This window comes from Vibrio sp. Vb0349 (assembly GCF_033338975.1).
Map to the genome: position 1 here is coordinate 1 of NZ_JAWOTS010000033.1, position 21,680 is coordinate 21,680.

Sequence of the window (21,680 nt, forward strand, 5' to 3'; positions counted from 1 at the left end):
TGAGTAGTTTTACAGGCAAAGCCGAAACGGATGATAACCACCTACTGAAGTAGGTGGTTTAGGGCTGAAAATAAAAATGCCGCTCATATGAGCGGCAATATCTTTTATTATTGACGAGCTTCTAATCTGGTTGGATGAACTCGCAACGGACTAAGACGTTTAATAGTCGGGCGTTGTTTGTTTTTTAACTGGATATGACAAAGTTCCAGAATTAAGCCAAATGCCATCGCAAAATACACATAACCTTTGTTGATATGAATTTCGAAGCCTTCTGCCATCAATAAACCACCTAACAAAACGAGGAATAACAAAGCAAGTGTCTTAAAACCAGGGTAACACGACACCAGGTTATTGATTTTTTCGGCTGTCATGACCATCACGATAGCAGACGAAACAATCGCTGCGACCATAAGTGGGACATCACTTGTCAAACCAACGGCGGTTATCACCGAGTCCATCGAGAATACAGCATCCACGGCAACAATCTGCAACAGAACTACCGCTAAACCAGTACGGGCGTGAGTTGAGTGAGCCGACTCGTTGTGATTTAACCAACTCCACAACTCTTTCAGGCTTTTAGCCAAGAGGAATGCACCACCCGCAATCATGATGACGTCTCTTCCGGTAAACGCATGGTTCGCCAAAGAAAATAGCGGTTGAGTCAATTGCATGATCCAAGAGATTGAAAACACTAAACCAATACGAGCAATAACAGCAAGACCAATACCAAGGTTTCTTGCCAGCTTACGTTGGTGCAGCGGCAGTCTTTCACATAAGACAGAGATAAAAACGACGTTATCAACGCCTAAGACAACTTCAAGCGCAAACAAAGTGGCGAAAATAGCCCAAGCTTCTGGTTGCATAAAAAGTTCTAGCATGAGCATGTCTCCAATAATAAGAAGACATATGGTGAAGGGTTTTGTCGACTAAAGGGGTCGTCCATTAATTATTTATACCTTTGTTACTGAGGGATCATGAGTAAATCACCAAACAATCAACAAAACAATATCTATTTTAATTAACAAGGAACAAGTTTAATTCGTGTACAAATCAATCAACTCCTCCAAATTGATTAAAATTACATAGAAGCTTTAGAATTGAATAAATGAAAGCATTAAAGTCCAACAAAACTAAGATAAATTTCTAGACTTATAAGCACCATCAACCCTTATGCAACCCATTAAATGCATTGAGCTCAAAGAGAAACAGGCGTGTTTCCGAGATAAACAATAGTAAAAATTTGTTTCATGCTGATATACTGCCAAAAATCATAAGAAACCATGCTATTTATGGACTACATTGCTCTTTCGCGTATAAGCCTTAAACATCTAACTGTTTTACATATGTTGTTAACCACTCACAGCGTCACACTTGCGGCAGAACGCTTGTGTGTAACACCATCGAGCGTCAGTAAAACGCTCGGACAGTTGCGCGAAACGCTAAAGGATGACCTTTTTTATCGTGATGGCACTCGCTTAGTGCCGACAGCATTTGCGCTGCATATAGGCCCATCAATCCATGGCATACTCTCCAGTATGAATGGGTTATTACATCAAGGCTCTTTTAATCCGGCTTACTATCAAGGTAGTTTTTCATTAGCAATGCGTGAAAGTTCGTTTGAGCTCTTTGCGCCAGTTCTACAGCACTTGTCCCAACAACTGAGCAACCACGCGCACTTGAATGTCCATGCGAAAGAGGAAATGAGCTTCGATGCATTAGCAAGAGGTCAAGTGGATTTTTTGTTGCTTCCTCACGATCTCAGCCAACCACCCACACAAAATAAAGACTTGGTCTGGAAAACCATTTTGAAAGACGAAATGGTTTGCTTAATGAGAGCATCGAACCCACTCGCTGAGCAACCCTTATCTGTTGAAAGTTACCTTTGTGCAAGACACATCGGTATTCATGATAAAGATCTGTCACAACCTTATTTTGAGCAAAATCTCACCCAAAGGCATTCAAAGCGAAACTTGGCCATGCGTGTAGCCGACTTTGGTTCAGCTGCGGTGATGTGTCAGCACTCGGATTACTTGTTCACATGCTCCAAGCTTTGGGCAAGAGCGGCAATGCAAGCAAAAGGTTTGGTTGAACAAGCTCTTCCATTCGATTACGGGCAAGTTGCCTACAGCCTCGTTTGGAACAAAGCGAGCTTAAACGATCCCGCTTTAAAATGGTTACAGCAACAATTACTCGACGCCTGCGCCATGTTAGATGCCTGTGATGCGTAAGCATAAATAAACAACGGTACTACGTGAGTACTGTCGGCACTGTGATAGGGTTACTCACGTAGCATCGAAGCTCTGATTTTAAGCGTTCGATATCATGATGAGAGCACATGTCCCAAGTTAACGCCTCCCCCACTACTCCGTGATGCTGAAAGGCATTTAAACGGATAAGCACCGATTCAGGAAGAGTACTCAAGTAACGTCCAATTGCTACGATTTCTATATCTAAATCACTTTTTTGGGGAATATGCAGTAAGCGGATCTCGTACAATTTTTCGTGTTCAGCTAGGTAATGAAGGGTTTTAAATACACGATGATTATCACGCCCAGTTAGCCACTGATGCGTCTCCGTCTGCCACGCTTTCAAATCGATCATTGCGCCATCCAGAAAAGGGAGAATACGCTGCCAACCAGCAACCGCTAAAGAACCGTTACTGTCGATGAAACAAGAGAGGTGCCGTAATTCAGGATCTTGTTTTATCCCTTTAAACAGCTCAATAATGATAGGAAGTTGTAAGGTAGATTCCCCACCGGATACTGTAACACCACTGATGAAAAAGCGATGCTTGCGTATCAAATCGAGCATTGTTACTACAGAGTAGTCAGTAATTTTTGGATTAGATTGGTTCTGACATATCTCTATACAATGATCGCAGTGGGTGCACTCCTCTTTAAGCCAAACAACGTTGTTGTTTTCGTCGAACTTCAATGCGCCTGCTGAACATTCACTCACACACTCACCACAATGATTACAATGGTTTATCGTGTGAGGATTGTGGCAGTTCAAACACTGATAGTTACAACCCTGTAGAAAGATGACTAGACGATTTCCTGGCCCATCAACACAAGAGAAAGGAAGGATACGAGTGACTTTTGCCAAAAGGCTTCCACTTCGTCTAGACATCTTGTTCTTTCCTAAACCGAACTTATGCCTGCGTGTAAGTCGGTGTTACTTCATGACTCACCACACGTGGTGAGCGTTCTAAAATTTTGGTATTTTTTGCTGCTTCTGCACCTAGAAACGTCGTGTTGGTTCTCGAACCTTCTTCATCATATTTCGCGACGTCTGAAAGTTTGATCATGTAGCCTGTCACGCGAATTAAGTCATTTGAAGTGACATTCGCGGTAAACTCACGATAACCAGCATTTAGTGCCCCTTTACATAAATTGAACATCGCTTCTGGGTTAGATTTCACCGTTTCATCAATCGTCAAAATATCGCTGATACCCGCACGATAATGCTGATGATGCTTCGCCGTTGCTTGTACATAAGTGACAGGGTCTGGCTCTGCACCATAAGGCAGACGTACACCTGGCGTAACATCATGATCTAAGCTAATGCCGCCTTGTGCATGTAAGAGCGCTTTGCCATCTAAACCATATTTCACCGGGGTTGAGTCCACCAGTTTAGCCAGTGTTGCTGAAACATCATGAGCAAAAGTATTTGCTCGATCATTTTTTCCGTATCGCCCTATTTGCCCTTCTTTTTCAAATAGAAGGTTTACCGCTTCGGCCATGCCGTAAACGCCATACATTGGCGCGAAATAGGACTCTTTTATCAACCCCTCTTGCGTCAAAAAGCCTTGAAAGAAGTTCGATTTTTCATGCAAGTGCGTGCTTCTTGCGTTTATGAGCTCGACCATTAATCGATGGTAAGAAGGCAACGCACTGTTTAAGAAGTCGTTACAGTCTGATGCTCGTTTTGCAACTTCTTTTAAATTCATTCGCACCAATGTGTTCGAGCCACCTGCTAATGGAAGCGAGTTGTAGCAACTTACGATACCAAAGTGTGAGCCGTTGTAGGCTTTCGCGTGCATTGGGTAATTGGCGATATGCGGTTTACTGCATTCACAAATGTTCTGTGTCGCTTGACGAAGTAAGTCATCAGGCGTAACTGTCTCATCGTACATAAAGGTGAGATTCGGTGCGATCTGCTTGAGCTCCGCATCTACTTTTAAAACAGTGCGACAAATAATGTTGTCTGTCGGTCCGACATTCACATGCATAAACGCATCTGGCAATGTGCGATCCAGCATGATCCAAAAATGTTTTAACTTTTTGTAAATCTGGCTCTCTGTTAGGTCGCCTATGTAAGGCAGCAAGACATCATCTAACTGACCTAAGTAAACCGGAATGTTCGTTACCGAAGGAACATGATGGTAAATGATGGTAAGCATATTCAGCGCATCATCGAAATCATCAGCCGGAGACAACTCTAAATAGTCTGAGCCTTGCGATAGAAATTTAGCGTAATCAGGCAACACATAGCGAGGTTTAAACGGTGCATGACCTTCAAACATATCGCAGATGATGCCTTCATCCATTGCTTGTCTCAGTGATGGAGATACGGTCATATAAGGAATGTACGATTCCGCCTCTAAAGCTAAAAAACTCGACTTCTGTTTTGGAGAAAGACGGACGTCGGTCGCGATATCTAGAAAACGTTGTTGTAGTTTAGAAAGGCTTGTCATCTAAGATATTCCTACAAAGTAACCACAAGCCCACAAGACAAAATACGAGCTCTACCCCTAAAGAGTAACGTGATTTTACTCCTGCTTGACTGTTGCCACTAATGAAAATAAACAAAACGTCTATTTCCATTCTGGAAATAAGACAAAGCTAAATTAGCGCATTCCAACTTACTATATGGGAAAACCTAACTGCGTACCGAAATCTGTCTTATTTATCGGTTTGCCGTCGACAACATCACTCCTGCACCAATAAATACTCCACCAGTCAAACGATTGAACAACTTCGCCCTTCCAGCGACAAACAACCAATCGGAGGCTTTTACCCCTAACAATGCATAAAATGTTAGCCAGCTAAGCTCAAAAACCACAAATGTAGACGCGAAAATCGCGAATTGAGACAGTAGCGGTGCGGAAGGTTCTATGAATTGAGGAAACAAAGCGGTGAAAAAGACTATCGCTTTGGGATTACTAGCGCCAACAATGAAACCACTAGTGAACGCGCTAAACGCTGTCGCGGAACTTTGAGTCGTTGCCGTTTTATTAAAATCTGTCTGAGATGAGCGCAACGCTTGAATACCTAACCAGATTAAGTAAGCGGCACCACACCATTTGATAATATTAAAAACTAACTCAGATGAAGCAATGACAACTCCCAGCCCGGTAAATGAGAGCGTAAGGATGATCGTAATCGCAGATAAACTGCCAAGCGCAGTCATGAAAGCAATACGAAACCCACTACTCACTCCTTTACTTAAACACAACAGTGAGCTTGGTCCTGGTGAAGCTGTGAGCACGAGAATGGCAAGAGTGTAAAAAATCCATGTATCTATTTGCATTGGCATCCCTTCCAGCAAAATGAGGTTTATAGCCCATTGTGTAGAACTATTTTATCGCCCGTTTATCGCCCGGTTTCTATCCATGAAGCCGAGGTCTTAATAACCATCTTGCATCTAAATAACTTAGAAAAAATTAACAGATAGTTATGCAAATAAAATACGATCTACATGCAAGGATGTAAAGCCTGTTGTATAAGCTTATCTATTTCTCTTAATCATAAAAAGGCTTAGGATCGATCTCTAACGATGAAGGCGCGATCGCTCTTTCAATTTTGTACGCACTCGTTTTTAAGTCCACCATCGTGACATCAATGTATCGTTTATACTTGCGGGAGTAGAAACATTTCACTTCTGGCTTTAATGCTTGAGATTCATTTGAAGACCAAACAATACCAACACGCCCATCGTTCAACTCGACAATGGAGCCTACGGGGTACATCCCAATGCAATTAATGAATTTGTAAACTAAGTCTGCGTCTAAATGAAATGGCGTTAGACTCAACAAGATTTTAAACGCTTCGGCAGAACTCATGCCTTTTTTGTAACAGCGATCAGCCGTTAGCGCATCGTAGATATCTACAATACAGCTCATACGGCCGTGAATTGGAATCTCCTCCCCCTTCAAGCCTCTAGGATAACCATTGCCATCTAACTTCTCGTGGTGCATCAAACAAACATCACGGCTTACGTCACTAAGTCCTTTTACGTGAAGGATTATCTCACCTGCGAACACTTGATGTAGCTTCATATGTTCAAATTCTTCAGGCGTTAGCTTCGCTGGCTTGTGCAAGATCTTATCATCGACTTTAATTTTACCTACATCATGAATAATGCCACCTACAGCAAGCTGTTTTAGCGTTGGCTTATCCAAGCCCAAGTACTTACCGAATGACACTAAAAGACAAGCGACATTGACGGAGTGTTCCAATAAGTAAGAGTCTTTTTTTCGGAGTGCAGAGACACACTGCAACGCATCTGAGTCAATCAAAACACTTTCAATGACATCGTCAGCCCAAGCTTCTACTTCATCAACTTCAATGATTTTTCCTTCAAAAGTTTGATTCAATAGTTTCTGCGCCAAATCTTTTGCTTCGGCGATCAGCTTTTTGGCTCGCTTGTGTTGGATGTCTCTCGAACGATAAGTTCGTTGACCCCTCTTAAAATCGGAGTGTTTCTGCTCTCTCGTCTCTTTAGTGGCATCAGTTGATTCATCTACAGGCTTGAAGACACACTGCTGCGAAGATAATGTTTGATCTACCCAAACATACTTTACGCCACTTGTAGCAAGCTTCTTAATGCCTTCAGGGCTAGATATCCGCCCTGCATTGGCTAAATTGACGCGCTTGTTGTGCTCTATCGCGGTAACAAACATACCAACGCCGATATCAGCGAGCGCAATTTTGATTGAATTTTTCGGATCGTACTGCATATAAAGAAGGCTTACTCGATATTAACGTCCGCATTATAAGAGATTTGATTACTTGGCGTGATAATAAATTTGAATTGATTACAATTAATGAGCATCCTGTCAATTAATAATCGGTCGCGCTCATTAAGTCCTTTTTGTTATTATGGTTTTATCCAAGATAACATATATACAAATGACGTTAGAAAACAGCACATTGATACCGACACAACTGAAAATAACTTTAGGATAATTATTCATAAATATTTATAGATTGCGGACGGCATCAATAACTGTATTTTATAAATGATTTTTACTGTTGACTATTTTTTATAAATGTCGATGATTAGCCGCCTAATCTTAGTATGTTATTAACCTAGTAGCGCATAAAATGATAGCCAAACAATTTGAACTGACACTTTTGTGATTGTAATGTACGCCAGCAGATCAACTCTATGTTATCAACCCCAACACTCATCTCTGATGCTAAAAGGCTCGAGGAGGAAATATCTTGACCACCATATTTGACCAACAAGTCTCAGATAGTGACCGAGAGTTCCTAAAAATCGTCGAAGAACGATTCATTCATATCTTCGATGTATTTAACGAAGGCCTCTTTTACATGGATGAGTTTGGCACCATGGTATTTTATAACAAGGGCTTTTATGAGCAGCTTGGTATCAACGCTGGTCGAATCAGCTTAGAGCAATGGTTAGACCTTGTTCACCCTCTCGATCGAGAAAGACTCTCCACTCGGGTCGATGCTCACATCATTACCAACAACACGAGGGTCACAACGACCTACCGCGTGCGTAAACCCAATGGACAGTACGTCTGGATTGAAGGCGTAGCCATGACCAAAGAAACAGAACATGGTCATTATATGGTTGGTAGCCACCGTGATATTTCTGAACGCAAGCTGATGGAAAGCTACATTCATCAAGTCGCATTTCATGACAATGCGTCAGGTATGGCTAATCGCGCCCATCTCTTGCTGGATATTGAAGATAGTGTGCGAGCCACCGAGTCTTGTGCATCTATCTGTTACATTCAGATAGAAGAGATTAAATCTTACTTAAATCAATATGGCAGCGAGTTGGTCGATGGGTTAGTGGAAAAATTGCTACAAACTCTCAGTCACCTACCTTCTCCAAATAGTTCTGTATATCGCGTACATGATGATGACTTTGCGATTTTGATTCACGATGAATGCTCGGTAGAAACTCTGCAAAGTTACGCCGAAAGTTTAAAGGAAACCTACCACGAGGCAGTGATTGAAGAGGGCCAATACTTAGGAAGTAACATTAGTATTGGTTTGTATCCTTGCATAGATCCAAGTCACTCAGCAGAGGAAATATTGCGTAAAGCAGCACGAACTTGTCAGTACGCAAGCGAGCAGAATAAAGACCGTGTTGCGGTTTACAGTGAGAAAACTCAGCATGCCGTAGACCGTTATTTCTTTATTGAACAAGGTCTAAAAAGTGCACTAGAAAAACAGACATTAAGCGTTAAGTTTCAGCCAATTATTGACGCCAAAAGCTCAAAAGTAGTGAGCTTCGAATCTCTGGTTCGCTGGCGTAGCAAAGAGTTTGGCGAAATTTATCCAGACGAATTCATCCCCGTCGCAGAGAACAAAGGTTTGATTGTCGAGCTCGGATATCAAGTCTTTGCCAAAGCGTGTGAATTTATCAAAAACTACCGTGAGCGTTACCAAAACCAAGTTCGTGTAAACGTGAATGTTTCTGTACTTCAGTTAATGAATAGTGAATTCCCTGCGCGAATTAAAGCCATGGCGGATGAGGTTGGTGTCGATCCTGAGTCTATTGTGTTGGAACTAACAGAAACGTTTATTTTGGATAATAATCAGACAGCCATTGCCCCTCTGAATACCCTCAGGGAACTAGGATTTGCACTCTCTCTGGATGACTTTGGATCGGGTTACAGTTCATTAAATAGCTTCTTCGACCTCCCGATGACACAAATCAAAATTGATAGGTCGATGGCGTGGAAAACACTAACCAACCGCTCTTCACAAGAATATCTAAAGTTTCTTATCACTATGTGCCAGGAAAATAATATTGAAGTAGTGATTGAGGGAATTGAAGACGCCAAAATGTGTGAATTTTTTACCGAAATGGGCGTCGATTATCTGCAAGGTTATTGGTTCTCTAAGCCACTTTCTGTTGCCAGTGCAAGCCGCTATTCGTTAAGTTAAGCCATACTATAGCAATATTCCGCACGGCCACGTTAAACATGCTGAACTATTCACTATAGATTTCAGACACTAACTGGCCGTGACGAAAACAAGCTTAATGTCCCCCGATTAACGTAGACGTTCAAACACCACACTCTGATCTAAATGCTCGTGATACTGAGTGTAATCTAAGCCCACATCAAAGATATATTGGGTCACCAAGTTTCTAACGCACTCTATTAATTGGCTTGCTTGCCATGGTTTTTCAAAGTAGCGGTCAATGCCTGCGGAGTTGATCGCATTAATCGTATCGGTGTGCGTCGCTTGCCCGGTAAGAAGCACTTTCCTCGTAAAGCCAAAACGACCGTCCTTTGATACATCGGTCAGCAGCTCTACTCCCGTTTTACCTGGCATCACATGATCGGAAATAATCAATGCGATCATCTCGCCTTCTGCATCAAATTCATCCATCAGTTCTAGAGCCTCACCTGCTGATTCGCAGTCTTCGACATTCAACCATTGATTTAACGGCTCTAAATCTTGTAGAACCGCGCTTAGTACCTCTCGTTGGTCATCAACGCAAATTACATTAAGCTTCTCCATGTTCACCCTCTACTGGTAACTTGATTCTAAAAATCGTTTTTTCACTGTCGCTCTTTACCACAATAGAGCCGTTATATCCGGCGATAATGCGCTTCACAATCGACAGACCTAACCCTAAACCAAACGACAATCCCCCCTTTTTAGTGGTGAAGTTTGGCCGGAAAATTTTTCTACGTGTCGCTTCATCAATTTCTGGTCCGTTGTTAGCAATCGTGACCAAAATTTTACCCTTACTCTCCCGAGTATGTATTTCGATACCGGGTTTCTCCGTTTCACCAAGTGCATCGCACGCATTCTTTAAGATATTTACCCAAACTTGGACGAGTTCGGTTTGAGAACCAATAAAAGCAGGTAAATCCGCAGGGCTAAAACGAACACTCACTCGTCTTAAGTCACTTTGCAATAGAGCCAAGGCGCGATTGATTGAATCATTGATGTTAATCGCTTCATCCAAGTCGATATCCGTGCGCCCCAATTGTTTTACGGATCGCACAATGCCAACGGTATGTTTAGAAGCGATGCGTAAGTCATGGAGATCTCGCCCCATTTGCCAGAAACGTATCGCTTCTTCTGGTCTTTTTAGCCAATGTTCTGAAAGGAAGTTATTTGGAACGGCACGTGCAAGATCACGAGCAACCTCCTTGGTTAAACCGTAGTATTTTTCGAAGTGACGCCCCCGCTTTCTCGCTTCGCTAGAAGAGACTTTCTGCCCTTGCATTAAACCAAAATCAAAAAATTGACTCGCTTCCGGATGAACTTCTTCAAGCAGTTCCATGATAACTGTCTCTAGCCGTTCTGATTTACTGCTTACAACGCCTATCGCATTGTTCAACTCATGAGCAATACCCGCTGCAAGCTGCCCCAACGTTGTCATTTGCTCTGCGGTATGAAGCTTTTGTAGTGCTTTTTCTTTAGCCAATGCCTCTTGCATTGCGCGCCGTTGACGACGAGATAATTCGTTAACCATCACAGGCATAAATTGTGTCGTCAATGGTCCGTATGTCGCCTCTTCCACGGCAGGCGTATCACGCTGTATCCAAGCCAATTCAACATCTGTTTGAGCAATCACTGTCGAAGAGGCAGTCCACGTACCAGAAAAGAAACTATGTACGCCAATAAACGCACCTTGAGACGCAGAAAATACCTGAATCGGTTTCTTGTCATCTTCCGCGTAATAGCCCGCCAGTTCTCCCGACAGCACATAGTACAAGCGATCGTTGTAGCCAGCTTGCTCAATAAGCACCGACCCGGATAAAACCGTTAATCGGCGTTCAAGGTGATTAAAGTAGCGTTGTACTAACGCGTCTAACTTCGTTTCGTACATGGGTTATCCAATATGCCCAACAGTATGTAAAATCCACACCATCACAAAGCTGAGTAATACGCCAATCACGCCTAGCACGGCACCGATACGAGCCATTTGGCCGCTCTCGACATGCCCTGTTGCATGAGCTAACGCGTTTGGTGGCGTACTGATTGGTAACGACATACCGAGTGAAGCAGCAAATGTCACGACCAAGATCAGAGTAACTTCACCGCCGAGAGGCGTTAGCGAAGCCATAGAAGTACCCAGCGCAGCCATAATCGGCATCAGCAAGTTTGCGGTGGCTGTATGCGACATAAAGTTTGCCATTAACAAGCACAAGAAAGCCGCACCAAACAAGACAACATATGGCGAGAACTGATCAAACGGAATGCTGTGTACCACCAGCTTCGCAAGCCCGGTTTTATCTAGAGCAAGGCCCAGAGCAATACCGCCTGACACCAACCAAAGCACATCCCAAGAGATTTTCTTCAAGTCTTCTTTGTTGATGATGCCCGTCAATGAGAACACTGCGACCGGAATTAATGCTACTGTGTAAGAATTCATTCCATGTGCAGACCCCATCAACCAAAGAATAATCGTGCCGGCAAAGGTGACGTAAACCATTATTGCTTTGGGTGTTTTCAAAAACTTGCTTTTAATGTTCAGATCGATGGTGGTTTGTTCGGCTTTATATAAAAAGCCAATCAGAAACCAGGCTAACGCCATCATCACAATAACGAATGGCACACCAAATACCATCCATTCACCAAACGTAATTAAGTTGTCACCAACCAAATATTTTAGGGCGATGGCATTCGGTGGCGTGCCGATTGGAGTACCAATGCCACCAATGTTGGCTGCAACAGGAATACACAAGGCGAATGCAATTCGACCTGGGTCTTTAGGCCCGAAAACCGCTATCACAGGGGTTAAAATGGACAACATCATCGCTGTTGTTGCGGTGTTTGACATAAACATGGAAAAAACAGCGGTGATCAGCATCAACCCCAGCATAACGAACTTTGGTTTTTGTCCAAATGGTTTGAGTAACACTCGGGCTAAGTTGACATCTAACCTGTATTTTGTCGCCGCCATAGCCAAAAAGAAACCGCCGAGGAAGAGCATGATAATCGGACTAGCGAAGGTCGCCATTATCTCGTTGTATTGTAATAGCCCACCAAAATGTGGCTGCCCTTCTTGCAAACGAAAGAGCACAATACCTTTATTTGATACAAGCAATAGCTCTAGGACAATGATCACAACCGAAGTGGCGTAGATTGGAATTGGCTCGAATACCCAGCAAAGTGCGGCAAGCAAGAAGATTGCAATCACTCTTTGCTGGACGATAGTAATGCCATCAAATGGGAACGCAGAGAGAGGCATCAACCAAACAAGCAATGGTATCAATGTTGGAACAACGTATTTGAGATAAGGGCGCATAGTACTACTTCTCTTCCTGAGATGGTTAGCCAGACACATTTGGCGTTTGGAACGCTATTACCCGCCGCAAAACCAAAACTTTCAGACTGTTTTTAAGCCTTCAGAGACGAAATGCGGTAATGGCGTTCCAGAGAAGATTATGTACACTGTTTTCAAACAAAACGTTGGTGCGAGATCAATGAACTCGTTTTCACATTGGAAAACATTTTATATCTGTGTTCAAGCTCACTAAATGCTCACTATTTAAGTTAAATATACTTTTCCATCATAAAGTTAGTTAAGGTTTCTCCCCTAACCTCAACACGTTGTCGAGACTTAACTGTGAAACCCATTTTCTCGTAAAAAGGTCGGGCGGTAATACTCACTTCAGAATACAGTCGCTTTATCCCCTGTACTTTCGCCTGTGAAAAAAGAAAAGACATCAAATCACGACCAACACCTTGTCCTTGGTATTCATGATGGCAAAAGAAATGATCAATCAAGCCGTCACCTTGCAAATCACAATAGCCAACGACCTGCCCTTCTATCTCCGCGACGTAGGGTTGAATATCGTCCATTTTTCGTTGCCACACATCGAGGTCAAAATCTGATGGTGCCCAAGCGGAAACTTGTGATTCCGTATAATCACGACGATTAATGATTCGCACAGTATGGTAAAAGAGTGCCCACAGTGTTGGGGCATCCTCGGTGCGATAGCAGCGTATTGAGAGCATCAATTTCCTCATTCCCATTCAATAAATACTAAGTATTAACGCAAAGTGATACTAGTGAACTCATCATTTTCAATGCCAATCACTAAAGGCTTCCCAATCTGATCACTGTTCATCAATACGGTTGTATTCAGTTCTCGGCTTGATCTGCGTATTTTGCTTTTTCTTATGATATGAACATTCACAATATAATCGGAATACTCCTTTATGATTCCGCCGGAAAATTCTACGTGCTCACTTTCATTGTCTCGGACAACATGAAATTTTCGATTGGCTTGAATATCAGTACTGATGGAAGAGTCACCGTAGTCCAGCACAACGGACGTTGGTTCGCTATCTTGATTGGCAAAACAGCCAAATGCGAACACGCTTAATGCGAGTATACTTTTTGATTTAAACATTAATTATTCTATTTCTAGTTATTTTTCTGCTACTTGCATGACCAAACAGCACTTGTTCTGTGAGCGCCTATTGTGCCATAGCTGAACGCTGACTCTAAATGCGCAAAAAGATGAACGATGAAAATTCCGCCCAAAACAAGCAAACGTGAGACAAAGTGAGGGTCCCAAACTCACCCAACCAGCAATGACTCACTGTAAATGTCTGTTTTGTAATGCTTTTAATTCATGTAACCGTGTAAGGAATACATACAACCTCTTACTTTTTCATACGCAACTAGACGAATCGTTCGAGAAATACGGCATCGTCTATGCCACATGTTACAAATCGGCTTACCTTATTATTACGTATGAACTGGGGTTATGGCACTAACCTTCCCTCTCTCTTTTAATAAGGAGAGGATTTCAACAATCAGACTTGCCACGTTTTTATAGCTAAAATCAATAGAGCGTTAACAGCATCGGTTGGTCTAGGAGCAATAAATGAAAGACCCTCTCAACTTTACTCACCTTGTAAAAATTTGGCTCATGTCAATCGCGGTTATGCTGGGTGGATGCACTCAAGGAGATTGGCGTACCGCAAGCAGAGAACCTGCGGGTATCGCACCCGATCCTTCCAATGTCAAGCATGCTGTGATTGAGTTTTACGCCGCAGACGCGTTTGGTTGGCGAGGCTGGTTTGCTGTTCATACATGGTTTGCAATAAAGCCTGAAAATGCGAACGAATATACAGTGTATGAAGTAGTCGGCTGGAGAGTGAATCGCGGACAACCCGCTCTATATCAGTACCAAACTGGGACGCCAGATCGATATTGGTATGGTGCAAAACCAGAAAAGATCCTCTCCATACAAGGTGAAAAGGCCCGCCAACTTATCCCTAAAATACAAAGTGTGATTAACCAATACCCTTGGGCTGAAGAATATACGCTGTTTCCAGGGCCAAATAGCAATACATTTCCGGCTTGGGTGGGTAAACAAATTCCAGAATTAGAGCTGAACTTGCCGTTTCGCGCAATTGGTGGCGGTTACGCCAGCGATTAACAGCAAAGGTTAGTCACTGGCTCGTTTTATGTTCAGCATAAAGCGCAATATCTATTGTGCGTCGTCACCCAACTCCGTTCTATTTCTTCCATTATGTTTCGCTTTATAAAGTGCATTATCGGCGTCTTTCATTACCGCTTCAATTGGTGTGTCATTGCCTTTCCAGTGAGAAACGCCCAACGAAACCGTGACCTTACCAACCACCTGGAAGTCATGTTGTTCCACGTTGTGTCTAATACGCTCTGCAACATCCATAGCGTGGTTTACGTCTGTTTTTTCCAAAAACATCATAAACTCTTCACCGCCAGAACGACACAGGTGATCATTAGAGCGAGCTTGGTCTTTCATTAACTGCGCAAACTCTCTAAGTAAATTGTCACCCACGTCATGGCCATAGTTATCGTTTACGCTCTTAAAGTGGTCAATATCTAGCGCCAAAACAGAGAACGCGGTATTTTCCTGCTTAAACAAACCAAGCACTTTATCTAATCCACGTCGATTCAATAATCCAGTCATCGAATCTGTTAATGTATCCAGTTGCAGCTTATCAATGGTTTTTGACACGATACCAAATGCTTTAAGAAAACTAAGCTTCAAATGTGAGACCTCAAAATACCAAGACTTAACCAGTTTGAGGTCATCGATAGATGATGAATGTTCTTCGACACCTCGCACAGCACCAGCTAACTGCCAAAGTGGTCTAGAAATAAGAAGGGACAAGAACCAAATTAGTAACAAAGTTAATAAACCAATTGGAATCGACTTAAGGAAAACATTCCACATCTGTTCATCTAGCACAGATAACGTCATCGATTTCGGGCGCTGAGCAACAATTCCCCATCCTGATGACTTTACTGGTGCATAACCAGCAAGCATTTCGACGCCGCGAGAGTTAACAATTTCTTTGTTGCCGCTCTGCCCCATCGTCACCGCTTTGATTGCTTCATTATCGTCGATTACTTCACCAACCCTCGATTGATCTGGGTGATAAATCAGAGTGTTACTCTCATCGACAACGTAAAGGAAAGAACCATCTTTGTATGCGTGCTGGCTGAGTAACTCTGCGAGAATATTTTCTTTTTCTAGATAAATAGTGCCGCCGATATAACCTAAATATTCATTAGATTGAGAAAATATAGGGTATGAGATGGTTAACAAGTAATTTCCAGCGGGCGATATAAATGGTTCAGTAACAACTGGTGCTTGAGCGTTTAAAGATTGGCGTTTTCTTTCACCCACTAACCTTACACCTTTCACCTGAAGTGTTTCAGGGGATACAGAAATAATAACCCCTTTTGCATTAACGACAACCACAGAGTTAAATGATTTGGTTTGCGTTCTTAATCTCTCAGCCTCTTTATCAAGAAGCTGAGCGTCATGCATCTTGTCTTTTAGCACGTTCGCACTGTATTTTAGCTGCGACATTGAGCTTTCTATGAAAGAGTCTGTCATTTCAGACATTTTTTGGGCGTAAACACGGTTTGATTCTAACGTGTTATTGATGATGAGATCCCTTTGAACACGATAAATCGAGTAGAATGCGTTGATCAAAGTGACAAGCACACTGAACACACATAGGGTGACAATAAGATTTCTAAGATTGAGTTTTTCTTTTCTTCTAAAAGACATTGCCAATGGCCAACTTTGAAGGCTTTCTATATGAATGAGCGTATAGGTTATATGAAATTGATTTGATTTTCAGGTAGTAAGTTGGGATCAATGTTAATATTTGCTCACATTAAAGAACACTTTATGAGCTAAAAAGAGAATTCAGTAGCACGATAAAGAACCGTGCTACTTTCATATTTGGCGTTTAAGAGGGTTTTGTCTCTGTCATCGTTTTTAATATATCCACAACTAGCTGATGATCATCTAACTGCGGTAAACCCGATACCGTCACAACCCCAACCAAACCAGACCCAGAAAGCCGAATTGGGAACGCGCCACCATGAGCACAGTACTCACGAGCATCGAGATGAGGCTGATTTTCGAAATCACGTTGCTTTTGCTTGTTGTACAGAGAAAGATAGTAAGAGCTGTGGCCATACCTTAATACTGAGTTTCGCTTCCTACGGACCCAATCTAAATGATCAGCGCAGGTTCCTGCCATCGCGTATTGAAATAGCGTTTGTCCAAAGCCGTAAACCTCAATAGCAACAGCCGCGCCGCGAGCTTCAGCCTCTTCTTTTAGAGCGAGGCCGATAGACCACGCAATATGGTGATTAAATTCCGCCAACTGAAGTTCATGCTCTTGCAGGGCCACGAGTTCAAGCGTCAAACTCATGGTTTCACCTGAAACGTTTTACCCGTTTTACTGCTTTCCAATGCCATCTCAATCAGAGCGATATTCTGTACTGCTTGAGCGGCAGGGACCGGGTTATCAGTGCCCAAGCGAATAGCGTCTGCCACACCAACAAAGTAAGCTTGGTACGCGCCTCTCTCCGTTTTGATAGTTTGCGCACCGTCTTCGTCGTAACGGACGCCGTATAACGCCTCATCTTCTTCCGACCAAGCATCGTTTTCCGGCAAACGGCCTTCTTTTAAGTAGCCCTCTTGAGGATCTAATCCAAACTTTTCATATTTAGCTTCCGTACCCAATACTTTGTAGCGGAGATTCGGCTCTGGGCTATACAAGTTTGAATGCAAGTGCACAATATGCTCAGGGTAATGAAGTATCAAGTTGTAATAATCAATCGTCGTCGCACCCGGGCGCATCATTCGACATTGTGCGTCTATCGCATCTGGCAAGCCAAACAACACCAATGCTTGATCGAGAAGATGAGGAGCAAGGTCGAATAAAATACCACCGCCATCTTGAGCCTGCTCTCGCCAGCGTTGACGAACTTCAGGACGGTAGCGATCAAAGTGCGACTCAAACAGCTTTATATCACCTAACTTACCTTGTTCGATAAGAGATTTAACCGTGAGAAAGTCTCCATCCCAACGTCTATTGTGAAAAACGCTCAGCACCAGACCTTTCTCTTCGGCTAATGCGATAAGTTCATTACCGTCTTCTATCCGAGTAACAAACGGTTTCTCGACGATGACGTGTTTCCCATTGTTCAACGCACGCTTTGCAAGTTCGTAATGTACGTCATTTGGCGCAGTAATGATTACGAGCTCTGCATCACTATCATCGAGTAAAGTATTCGCATCAGAAAACCACTTAGCATCTGGCCAATCATTTTGAACCGCCTCCTGTTGACGAGAGCTTATCGCGCTCAGCGTTAAATTTGGTAGCGATTTAATGAAGGGTAAATGAAACGTTTTTGCTGAATATCCGTAACCAATCACAGCGGTTTTTACGGGATCGTAAGCCATTGTAAGATTCCTTATTTCGGTGATACAACAATACATTCAATATCATTGTGATCGAGGAGTTGTTGAAAATCTGATTGAGGGGGATGGTCTGTAATAATGATGTCGATCTTTGACAAATCACATACGTGGTGGAAATTGTCGCTACCAATTTTTCGGGATTCACAAACGACGATGACCTGCTGAGCTTGAGCAATCATCGCTTGTTTCATTGTTGCTTCTAACAAACTATTTGTTGTCAGCCCTCGGGATGTCAATGCACACACGCCAATGAACGCTTTGTTCACGTGATACTGCTGCATTTGCTGCTCTGCTTGCGCCCCTAAAACTGCTCTGGCATAAGGGTCAAAGTGTCCGCCTAAGAAATAAACGTCCATTGTGTCGTTTGTTTCAGCAGCGGTCAGTACATCAATGCTGTTAGTGACGACGTTGAGCTTGTTTTCTCCACAATGTGCTTTTCCTGCATAGAGTGGGAGCAGAGACAAAATGGTGCTGGTATCAATAACAAGATGGTCGCGCTCATCCAACAACGCTGCGGCAGCTTGAGCTAGTCGATGTTTAACGTCACTCACGGGTCGACTCGCGTATGCCTCGGTATGGGAAGAGATCGGCGCAAGCATGACACCACCTCGTATTCTTTGTAACCCAGGTTGCTGACTCAACTTAACTAAGTCTCGACGAGCTGAATCTCGCGAGATACCAAAGTACTCACAAACTTCAGACAACGTTACTTTGTTTTGCTGCTCCAGCTTCGCTCTGAGTGCTACGAGTCTTTCTTCTTGTGTCATAACTTAAATTCACTTAAGTGGTTTTAAGTAAACTTGCCATAATAATAGAAAAATTACCAACAAAACCACTTACAACCAACTCAATTGACCAAAGGTTAACCAAAGATAAATGAGCAGCAAGGCAAAACTTCCTAGGACGGTACGTTCACTCAAGCCCACATAGTTAGGCGTATGAAGTTTATTTATACCCATTTAAAACAACTGGCTCATCTAGCCCTAACTTCACTCTATTTCTTTTAATAAGCGCTTTTGGTAGTGGAATAAACCCAGCATTTCGTACTTGTTGTGTATTGTGGTCGGTTGTAAGGAGTTCAAATAGCTTTGATTTTTTGATCTTCTGATTAGTGTCGAATTGTTTATTTATATAAACGTAATAGACCACGGAAAATGGATAGCGAAGAGAATAGATACAATCTGTGCTCAAAGAGCATGAGTCATCATTATGATGAACAGAGAGAGCCTTGTAGCTCGACCACTGTTCTGAGTATTTAAAATCGGAGTATCGCATATAAGCTTTGGCTGACAAGTCGTCGCTTAAAGCCCGTTTCAATCGGTCTTCATCAAGCATTTGAATCGATGATTGACAACCATTAGAGCTCACATCTGGGTTACTTAAACGCATCTCCCCGAAAGCATACGTATTTGCATCACAGCGTTTCAATTCACTAACGGAAAAACTATCTACCGTACTCTTTTGACTATTGATTACGACAATAGCGTTTGCCATTAAAAACAAACGTGTAGGCCTGTGGCCTCTTTCTCGTTGAAATCGGGAGATGTTTTCATCTGACCATTTCTTAGATGTGATCGCAATAGAGGTTCCGTCATTTAGCATGTCGTTAAAACCACCAGACTGAGATGCAAGCGCTACATTTACATTTGGCTCATCTATCAATGTTTCTATCGTTTCTAGTATCTCTGGTTCGACAAAAATCGATGTTCGAGCCTCAGAGTCAGAAAATGCCAGCGGTGAAATCAAACATGAAGTTAGAGCAAGGAAAGGCAAGACTTTAATTTTCATAATTCAACTCCAACTTCGAATTAGGTGTCAACTCGCTGTCCGAACTAAATATAGTCCACGCTTGTTCAGTACTTTCAGCTTTCGTGTTTACAACAGCAATTGTGCGCCTTTCCCGTTTTTTTAGTTGTACCGTCAATGCCGTATTCTGATAAAACTCTTGCTCTTCAATTCGATTGTCTTGAATGCCGTTTCTCACTAGCAATTCTCGTATAGCTGCCGTTCTTTTCTTTGCCAACGCTTTGTTGTATTCGAGTGACGCTTCAGGGCTTGTGTCTCCTATCAGTATGACTTGCGCATTTGGGTTACTCTGAAGCAATGCTTTCAACTCGCTTAGCGGCATATCATGAGATGACGTTACCTGATGCTCATCCATCGCAAAGAAAAAACTGATCAGGTGTGTCTGCGAGTCGTTGACCCAATTCGCACAGCCTTCACTGTCAACAACGACACCTTTTGGCGTATCTGCGCAGTTATCTCGTTGGTTTATCACGCCATCACTATCATTGTCTTTAAGGTCGTTGTACTGGTAAGTGGTCAACGTCGTATTCGGTGATTCAGCACAGCCTGCTAACATAAAAACTAGAAGACTCGTCACTGCGAATTTATCCATTATTGTTCTCCTTCCAGTTCTCTGGATACTCAACTCGCAACGCATAAGTCAGAATCCCCATCGAGTTGAATAAACGGTAAGTGGCAACCAAATGATCGTACTTTGTTCGGGTATAGTTCCGTCTCGCAACAAACGTTTCAACTTTGGCATCTAATACATCTAACAAACTGCGTCGCCCTACATTGAACTGCTGGATGTACCCTAATTCAGTTACTTTCGCCGCATCAACGTTGACTTTTAAAAACTCCATTTGCTGTTGAAGCAATGTATGTGCGTCCCATGCCAGCCTTACACCTTCATTCGCATCTAGTTCTGCATTTGCTCGAATAGCCCTCGCCTCCTCTACTCGCCAGGCAGATGACTCCACTCGGGAGTCTGTAGAAAAGCCGTTAAAGAGATCGTAGTTGACCGTCAGCATAACCTTTGCATCTTCGTTAATGCCTTCAATATTATCCACGTTGTCTGTTTTGTTGGCTGACAGCTCAAGCTTGAGCTCTGGGTAGTAATCCCCCTTTTCTCTTTTTACTTCATATCGAGCCGCCTCTAAATCTTTCATCGCCGACTGTATGGATGGGTGCAACCTAACCGCTTGTTTGAGTGCTTCGTCAAGCTTATTCGGAAGCAATTCCTGCGGGTAAACAGGCTCAACTAAGTTTTGCGGCACTCGACCAACTAAACGTACAAATCTTGTTCTAGCATCGGAAAGATTGTTTTGGGCGGCAATCAATGAGGACTGTGTTGTCGCGACACGCGAAGAAACCTGCGCTAAGTCGGAGTTGCTGGTTAAACCTTTTTCTTTTTTATCTAGAATGAAACGGTAGATCTCTTGGTGTTCACTTAGGTTTCTTTCTGTCAGTTTCATCAACTCTCGGGCATGTAAAACATCCACATACGCTCTGACAGTATCTAATGCAACATTTTCCGCAGATGCCAATAAGTCCAAGCGTTCAGCTTCAGCCTCGTAAGATAGGCGATCAACATCAGCACTTGTTTTAAATCCATCAAATAACAGTTGGGAGATTCTTACGCCCATCTCCGTTCTTTCTAATGTTCTATCTTCACTGTCGATGTAGTTTCCGTTGTTATATCGAGTACCTTCGTACCCTGCTGCTGCATACAAATTAACCTGAGGAAGAAATGAACCATTTATGGCATTTCGGTCTCGTACCATCGACTCATAGCGAGAATAGCGAGCAAGCAAACTGGGGGAGCTATCGAGAGATAACGTAACTGACTCTTCTAAAGTCAAAGCGTTTGGCGACGATGATACTGCAAACAAGACCAATAACGTTGATTTAAGCCGCATCTTATATC

The 21,680-nt window shown here is 42.8% G+C and carries 20 protein-coding genes; 3 read left to right on the forward strand and 17 right to left on the reverse strand.

The features are described 5' to 3' along the window. Positions 1-107: 107 nt before the first annotated feature. Positions 108-878, reverse strand: a complete 771-nt coding sequence (locus R7Q47_RS20945) for a TerC family protein (protein ID WP_017820626.1) — start codon at positions 876-878, stop codon at positions 108-110. Between the two features lie 411 nt (positions 879-1,289). Between R7Q47_RS20945 and R7Q47_RS20950 the strand changes: the two genes are divergently transcribed. Further along, positions 1,290-2,228, forward strand: a complete 939-nt coding sequence (locus R7Q47_RS20950) for a LysR family transcriptional regulator (RefSeq protein WP_005377737.1) — start codon at positions 1,290-1,292, stop codon at positions 2,226-2,228. Between the two features lie 19 nt (positions 2,229-2,247). On the opposite strand, the gene R7Q47_RS20955 is transcribed toward R7Q47_RS20950, so the two are convergent. From R7Q47_RS20955 to R7Q47_RS20970, 4 genes are all read right to left on the reverse strand, one after another. Next, a complete protein-coding gene (locus R7Q47_RS20955; RefSeq protein ID WP_318089363.1) occupies positions 2,248-3,129 on the reverse strand; it encodes a YjjW family glycine radical enzyme activase in 882 nt (293 codons plus the stop codon). 22 nt (positions 3,130-3,151) lie between these two features. Next, positions 3,152-4,696, reverse strand: coding sequence for a YjjI family glycine radical enzyme (locus tag R7Q47_RS20960; RefSeq protein WP_213968794.1), 1,545 nt, complete (start codon positions 4,694-4,696; stop codon positions 3,152-3,154). Positions 4,697-4,908: 212 nt separating this feature from the next. After that, complete coding sequence (locus R7Q47_RS20965; RefSeq protein ID WP_017634019.1) at positions 4,909-5,532, reverse strand: LysE family translocator; 624 nt, start codon at positions 5,530-5,532, stop codon at positions 4,909-4,911. Between the two features lie 211 nt (positions 5,533-5,743). Further along, positions 5,744-6,961 (reverse strand): HD-GYP domain-containing protein, encoded by a 1,218-nt coding sequence (locus R7Q47_RS20970; RefSeq protein ID WP_025766705.1) that lies wholly within the window; start codon positions 6,959-6,961, stop codon positions 5,744-5,746. 487 nt (positions 6,962-7,448) lie between these two features. Between R7Q47_RS20970 and R7Q47_RS20975 the strand changes: the two genes are divergently transcribed. After that, entirely contained in the window at positions 7,449-9,152 is a 1,704-nt protein-coding gene (locus tag R7Q47_RS20975) for a putative bifunctional diguanylate cyclase/phosphodiesterase (protein ID WP_275114989.1), read from the forward strand. Between the two features lie 108 nt (positions 9,153-9,260). Here the strand turns inward: R7Q47_RS20975 and R7Q47_RS20980 are convergent, their stop codons facing one another. From R7Q47_RS20980 to R7Q47_RS21000, 5 genes are all read right to left on the reverse strand, one after another. After that, a complete protein-coding gene (locus R7Q47_RS20980) occupies positions 9,261-9,734 on the reverse strand; it encodes a response regulator (protein ID WP_005377744.1) in 474 nt (157 codons plus the stop codon). Then, on the reverse strand, positions 9,721-11,058 hold the full coding sequence (locus tag R7Q47_RS20985; protein WP_005389108.1) for an ATP-binding protein: 1,338 nt from the start codon (positions 11,056-11,058) through the stop codon (positions 9,721-9,723). The genes R7Q47_RS20980 and R7Q47_RS20985 overlap by 14 nt, the downstream gene beginning before the upstream one ends. 3 nt (positions 11,059-11,061) lie before the next feature. Beyond that, positions 11,062-12,480, reverse strand: a complete 1,419-nt coding sequence (locus R7Q47_RS20990) for an SLC13 family permease (protein ID WP_318089364.1) — start codon at positions 12,478-12,480, stop codon at positions 11,062-11,064. A 248-nt stretch (positions 12,481-12,728) separates the two neighbouring features. Further along, complete coding sequence (locus R7Q47_RS20995; RefSeq protein WP_017820619.1) at positions 12,729-13,193, reverse strand: GNAT family N-acetyltransferase; 465 nt, start codon at positions 13,191-13,193, stop codon at positions 12,729-12,731. A 35-nt stretch (positions 13,194-13,228) separates the two neighbouring features. Further along, the gene (locus R7Q47_RS21000; RefSeq protein WP_054730822.1) at positions 13,229-13,591 is read right to left on the reverse strand and encodes a hypothetical protein; all 363 of its coding nucleotides are present in this window, start codon (positions 13,589-13,591) and stop codon (positions 13,229-13,231) included. A 480-nt stretch (positions 13,592-14,071) separates the two neighbouring features. On the opposite strand from R7Q47_RS21000, the gene R7Q47_RS21005 reads away from it, so the two are divergent. Further along, the gene (locus R7Q47_RS21005; protein WP_318089365.1) at positions 14,072-14,629 is read left to right on the forward strand and encodes a DUF3750 domain-containing protein; all 558 of its coding nucleotides are present in this window, start codon (positions 14,072-14,074) and stop codon (positions 14,627-14,629) included. Between the two features lie 51 nt (positions 14,630-14,680). Here R7Q47_RS21005 and R7Q47_RS21010 read toward each other — a convergent pair whose 3' ends face one another. The 7 genes from R7Q47_RS21010 to R7Q47_RS21040 form a co-directional block, all read right to left on the reverse strand. Next, positions 14,681-16,258, reverse strand: coding sequence for a sensor domain-containing diguanylate cyclase (locus tag R7Q47_RS21010; protein WP_005389121.1), 1,578 nt, complete (start codon positions 16,256-16,258; stop codon positions 14,681-14,683). A 184-nt stretch (positions 16,259-16,442) separates the two neighbouring features. Next, positions 16,443-16,913, reverse strand: coding sequence for a heme-degrading domain-containing protein (locus R7Q47_RS21015; RefSeq protein ID WP_033905228.1), 471 nt, complete (start codon positions 16,911-16,913; stop codon positions 16,443-16,445). Then, complete coding sequence (locus R7Q47_RS21020; protein ID WP_318089366.1) at positions 16,910-17,950, reverse strand: oxidoreductase; 1,041 nt, start codon at positions 17,948-17,950, stop codon at positions 16,910-16,912. The genes R7Q47_RS21015 and R7Q47_RS21020 overlap by 4 nt, the downstream gene beginning before the upstream one ends. Before the next feature lie 11 nt (positions 17,951-17,961). Continuing rightward, complete coding sequence (locus R7Q47_RS21025) at positions 17,962-18,735, reverse strand: DeoR/GlpR family DNA-binding transcription regulator (protein WP_025766712.1); 774 nt, start codon at positions 18,733-18,735, stop codon at positions 17,962-17,964. Positions 18,736-18,913: 178 nt separating this feature from the next. Next, on the reverse strand, positions 18,914-19,756 hold the full coding sequence (locus R7Q47_RS21030) for a hypothetical protein (protein WP_054574114.1): 843 nt from the start codon (positions 19,754-19,756) through the stop codon (positions 18,914-18,916). Further along, the gene (locus R7Q47_RS21035; RefSeq protein ID WP_054574113.1) at positions 19,746-20,366 is read right to left on the reverse strand and encodes an OmpA family protein; all 621 of its coding nucleotides are present in this window, start codon (positions 20,364-20,366) and stop codon (positions 19,746-19,748) included. The genes R7Q47_RS21030 and R7Q47_RS21035 overlap by 11 nt, the downstream gene beginning before the upstream one ends. Continuing rightward, a complete protein-coding gene (locus tag R7Q47_RS21040; RefSeq protein WP_054574112.1) occupies positions 20,359-21,672 on the reverse strand; it encodes a TolC family outer membrane protein in 1,314 nt (437 codons plus the stop codon). Before R7Q47_RS21040 ends, R7Q47_RS21035 begins: the two co-directional genes overlap by 8 nt. Between the last annotated feature and the right edge of the window lie 8 nt (positions 21,673-21,680).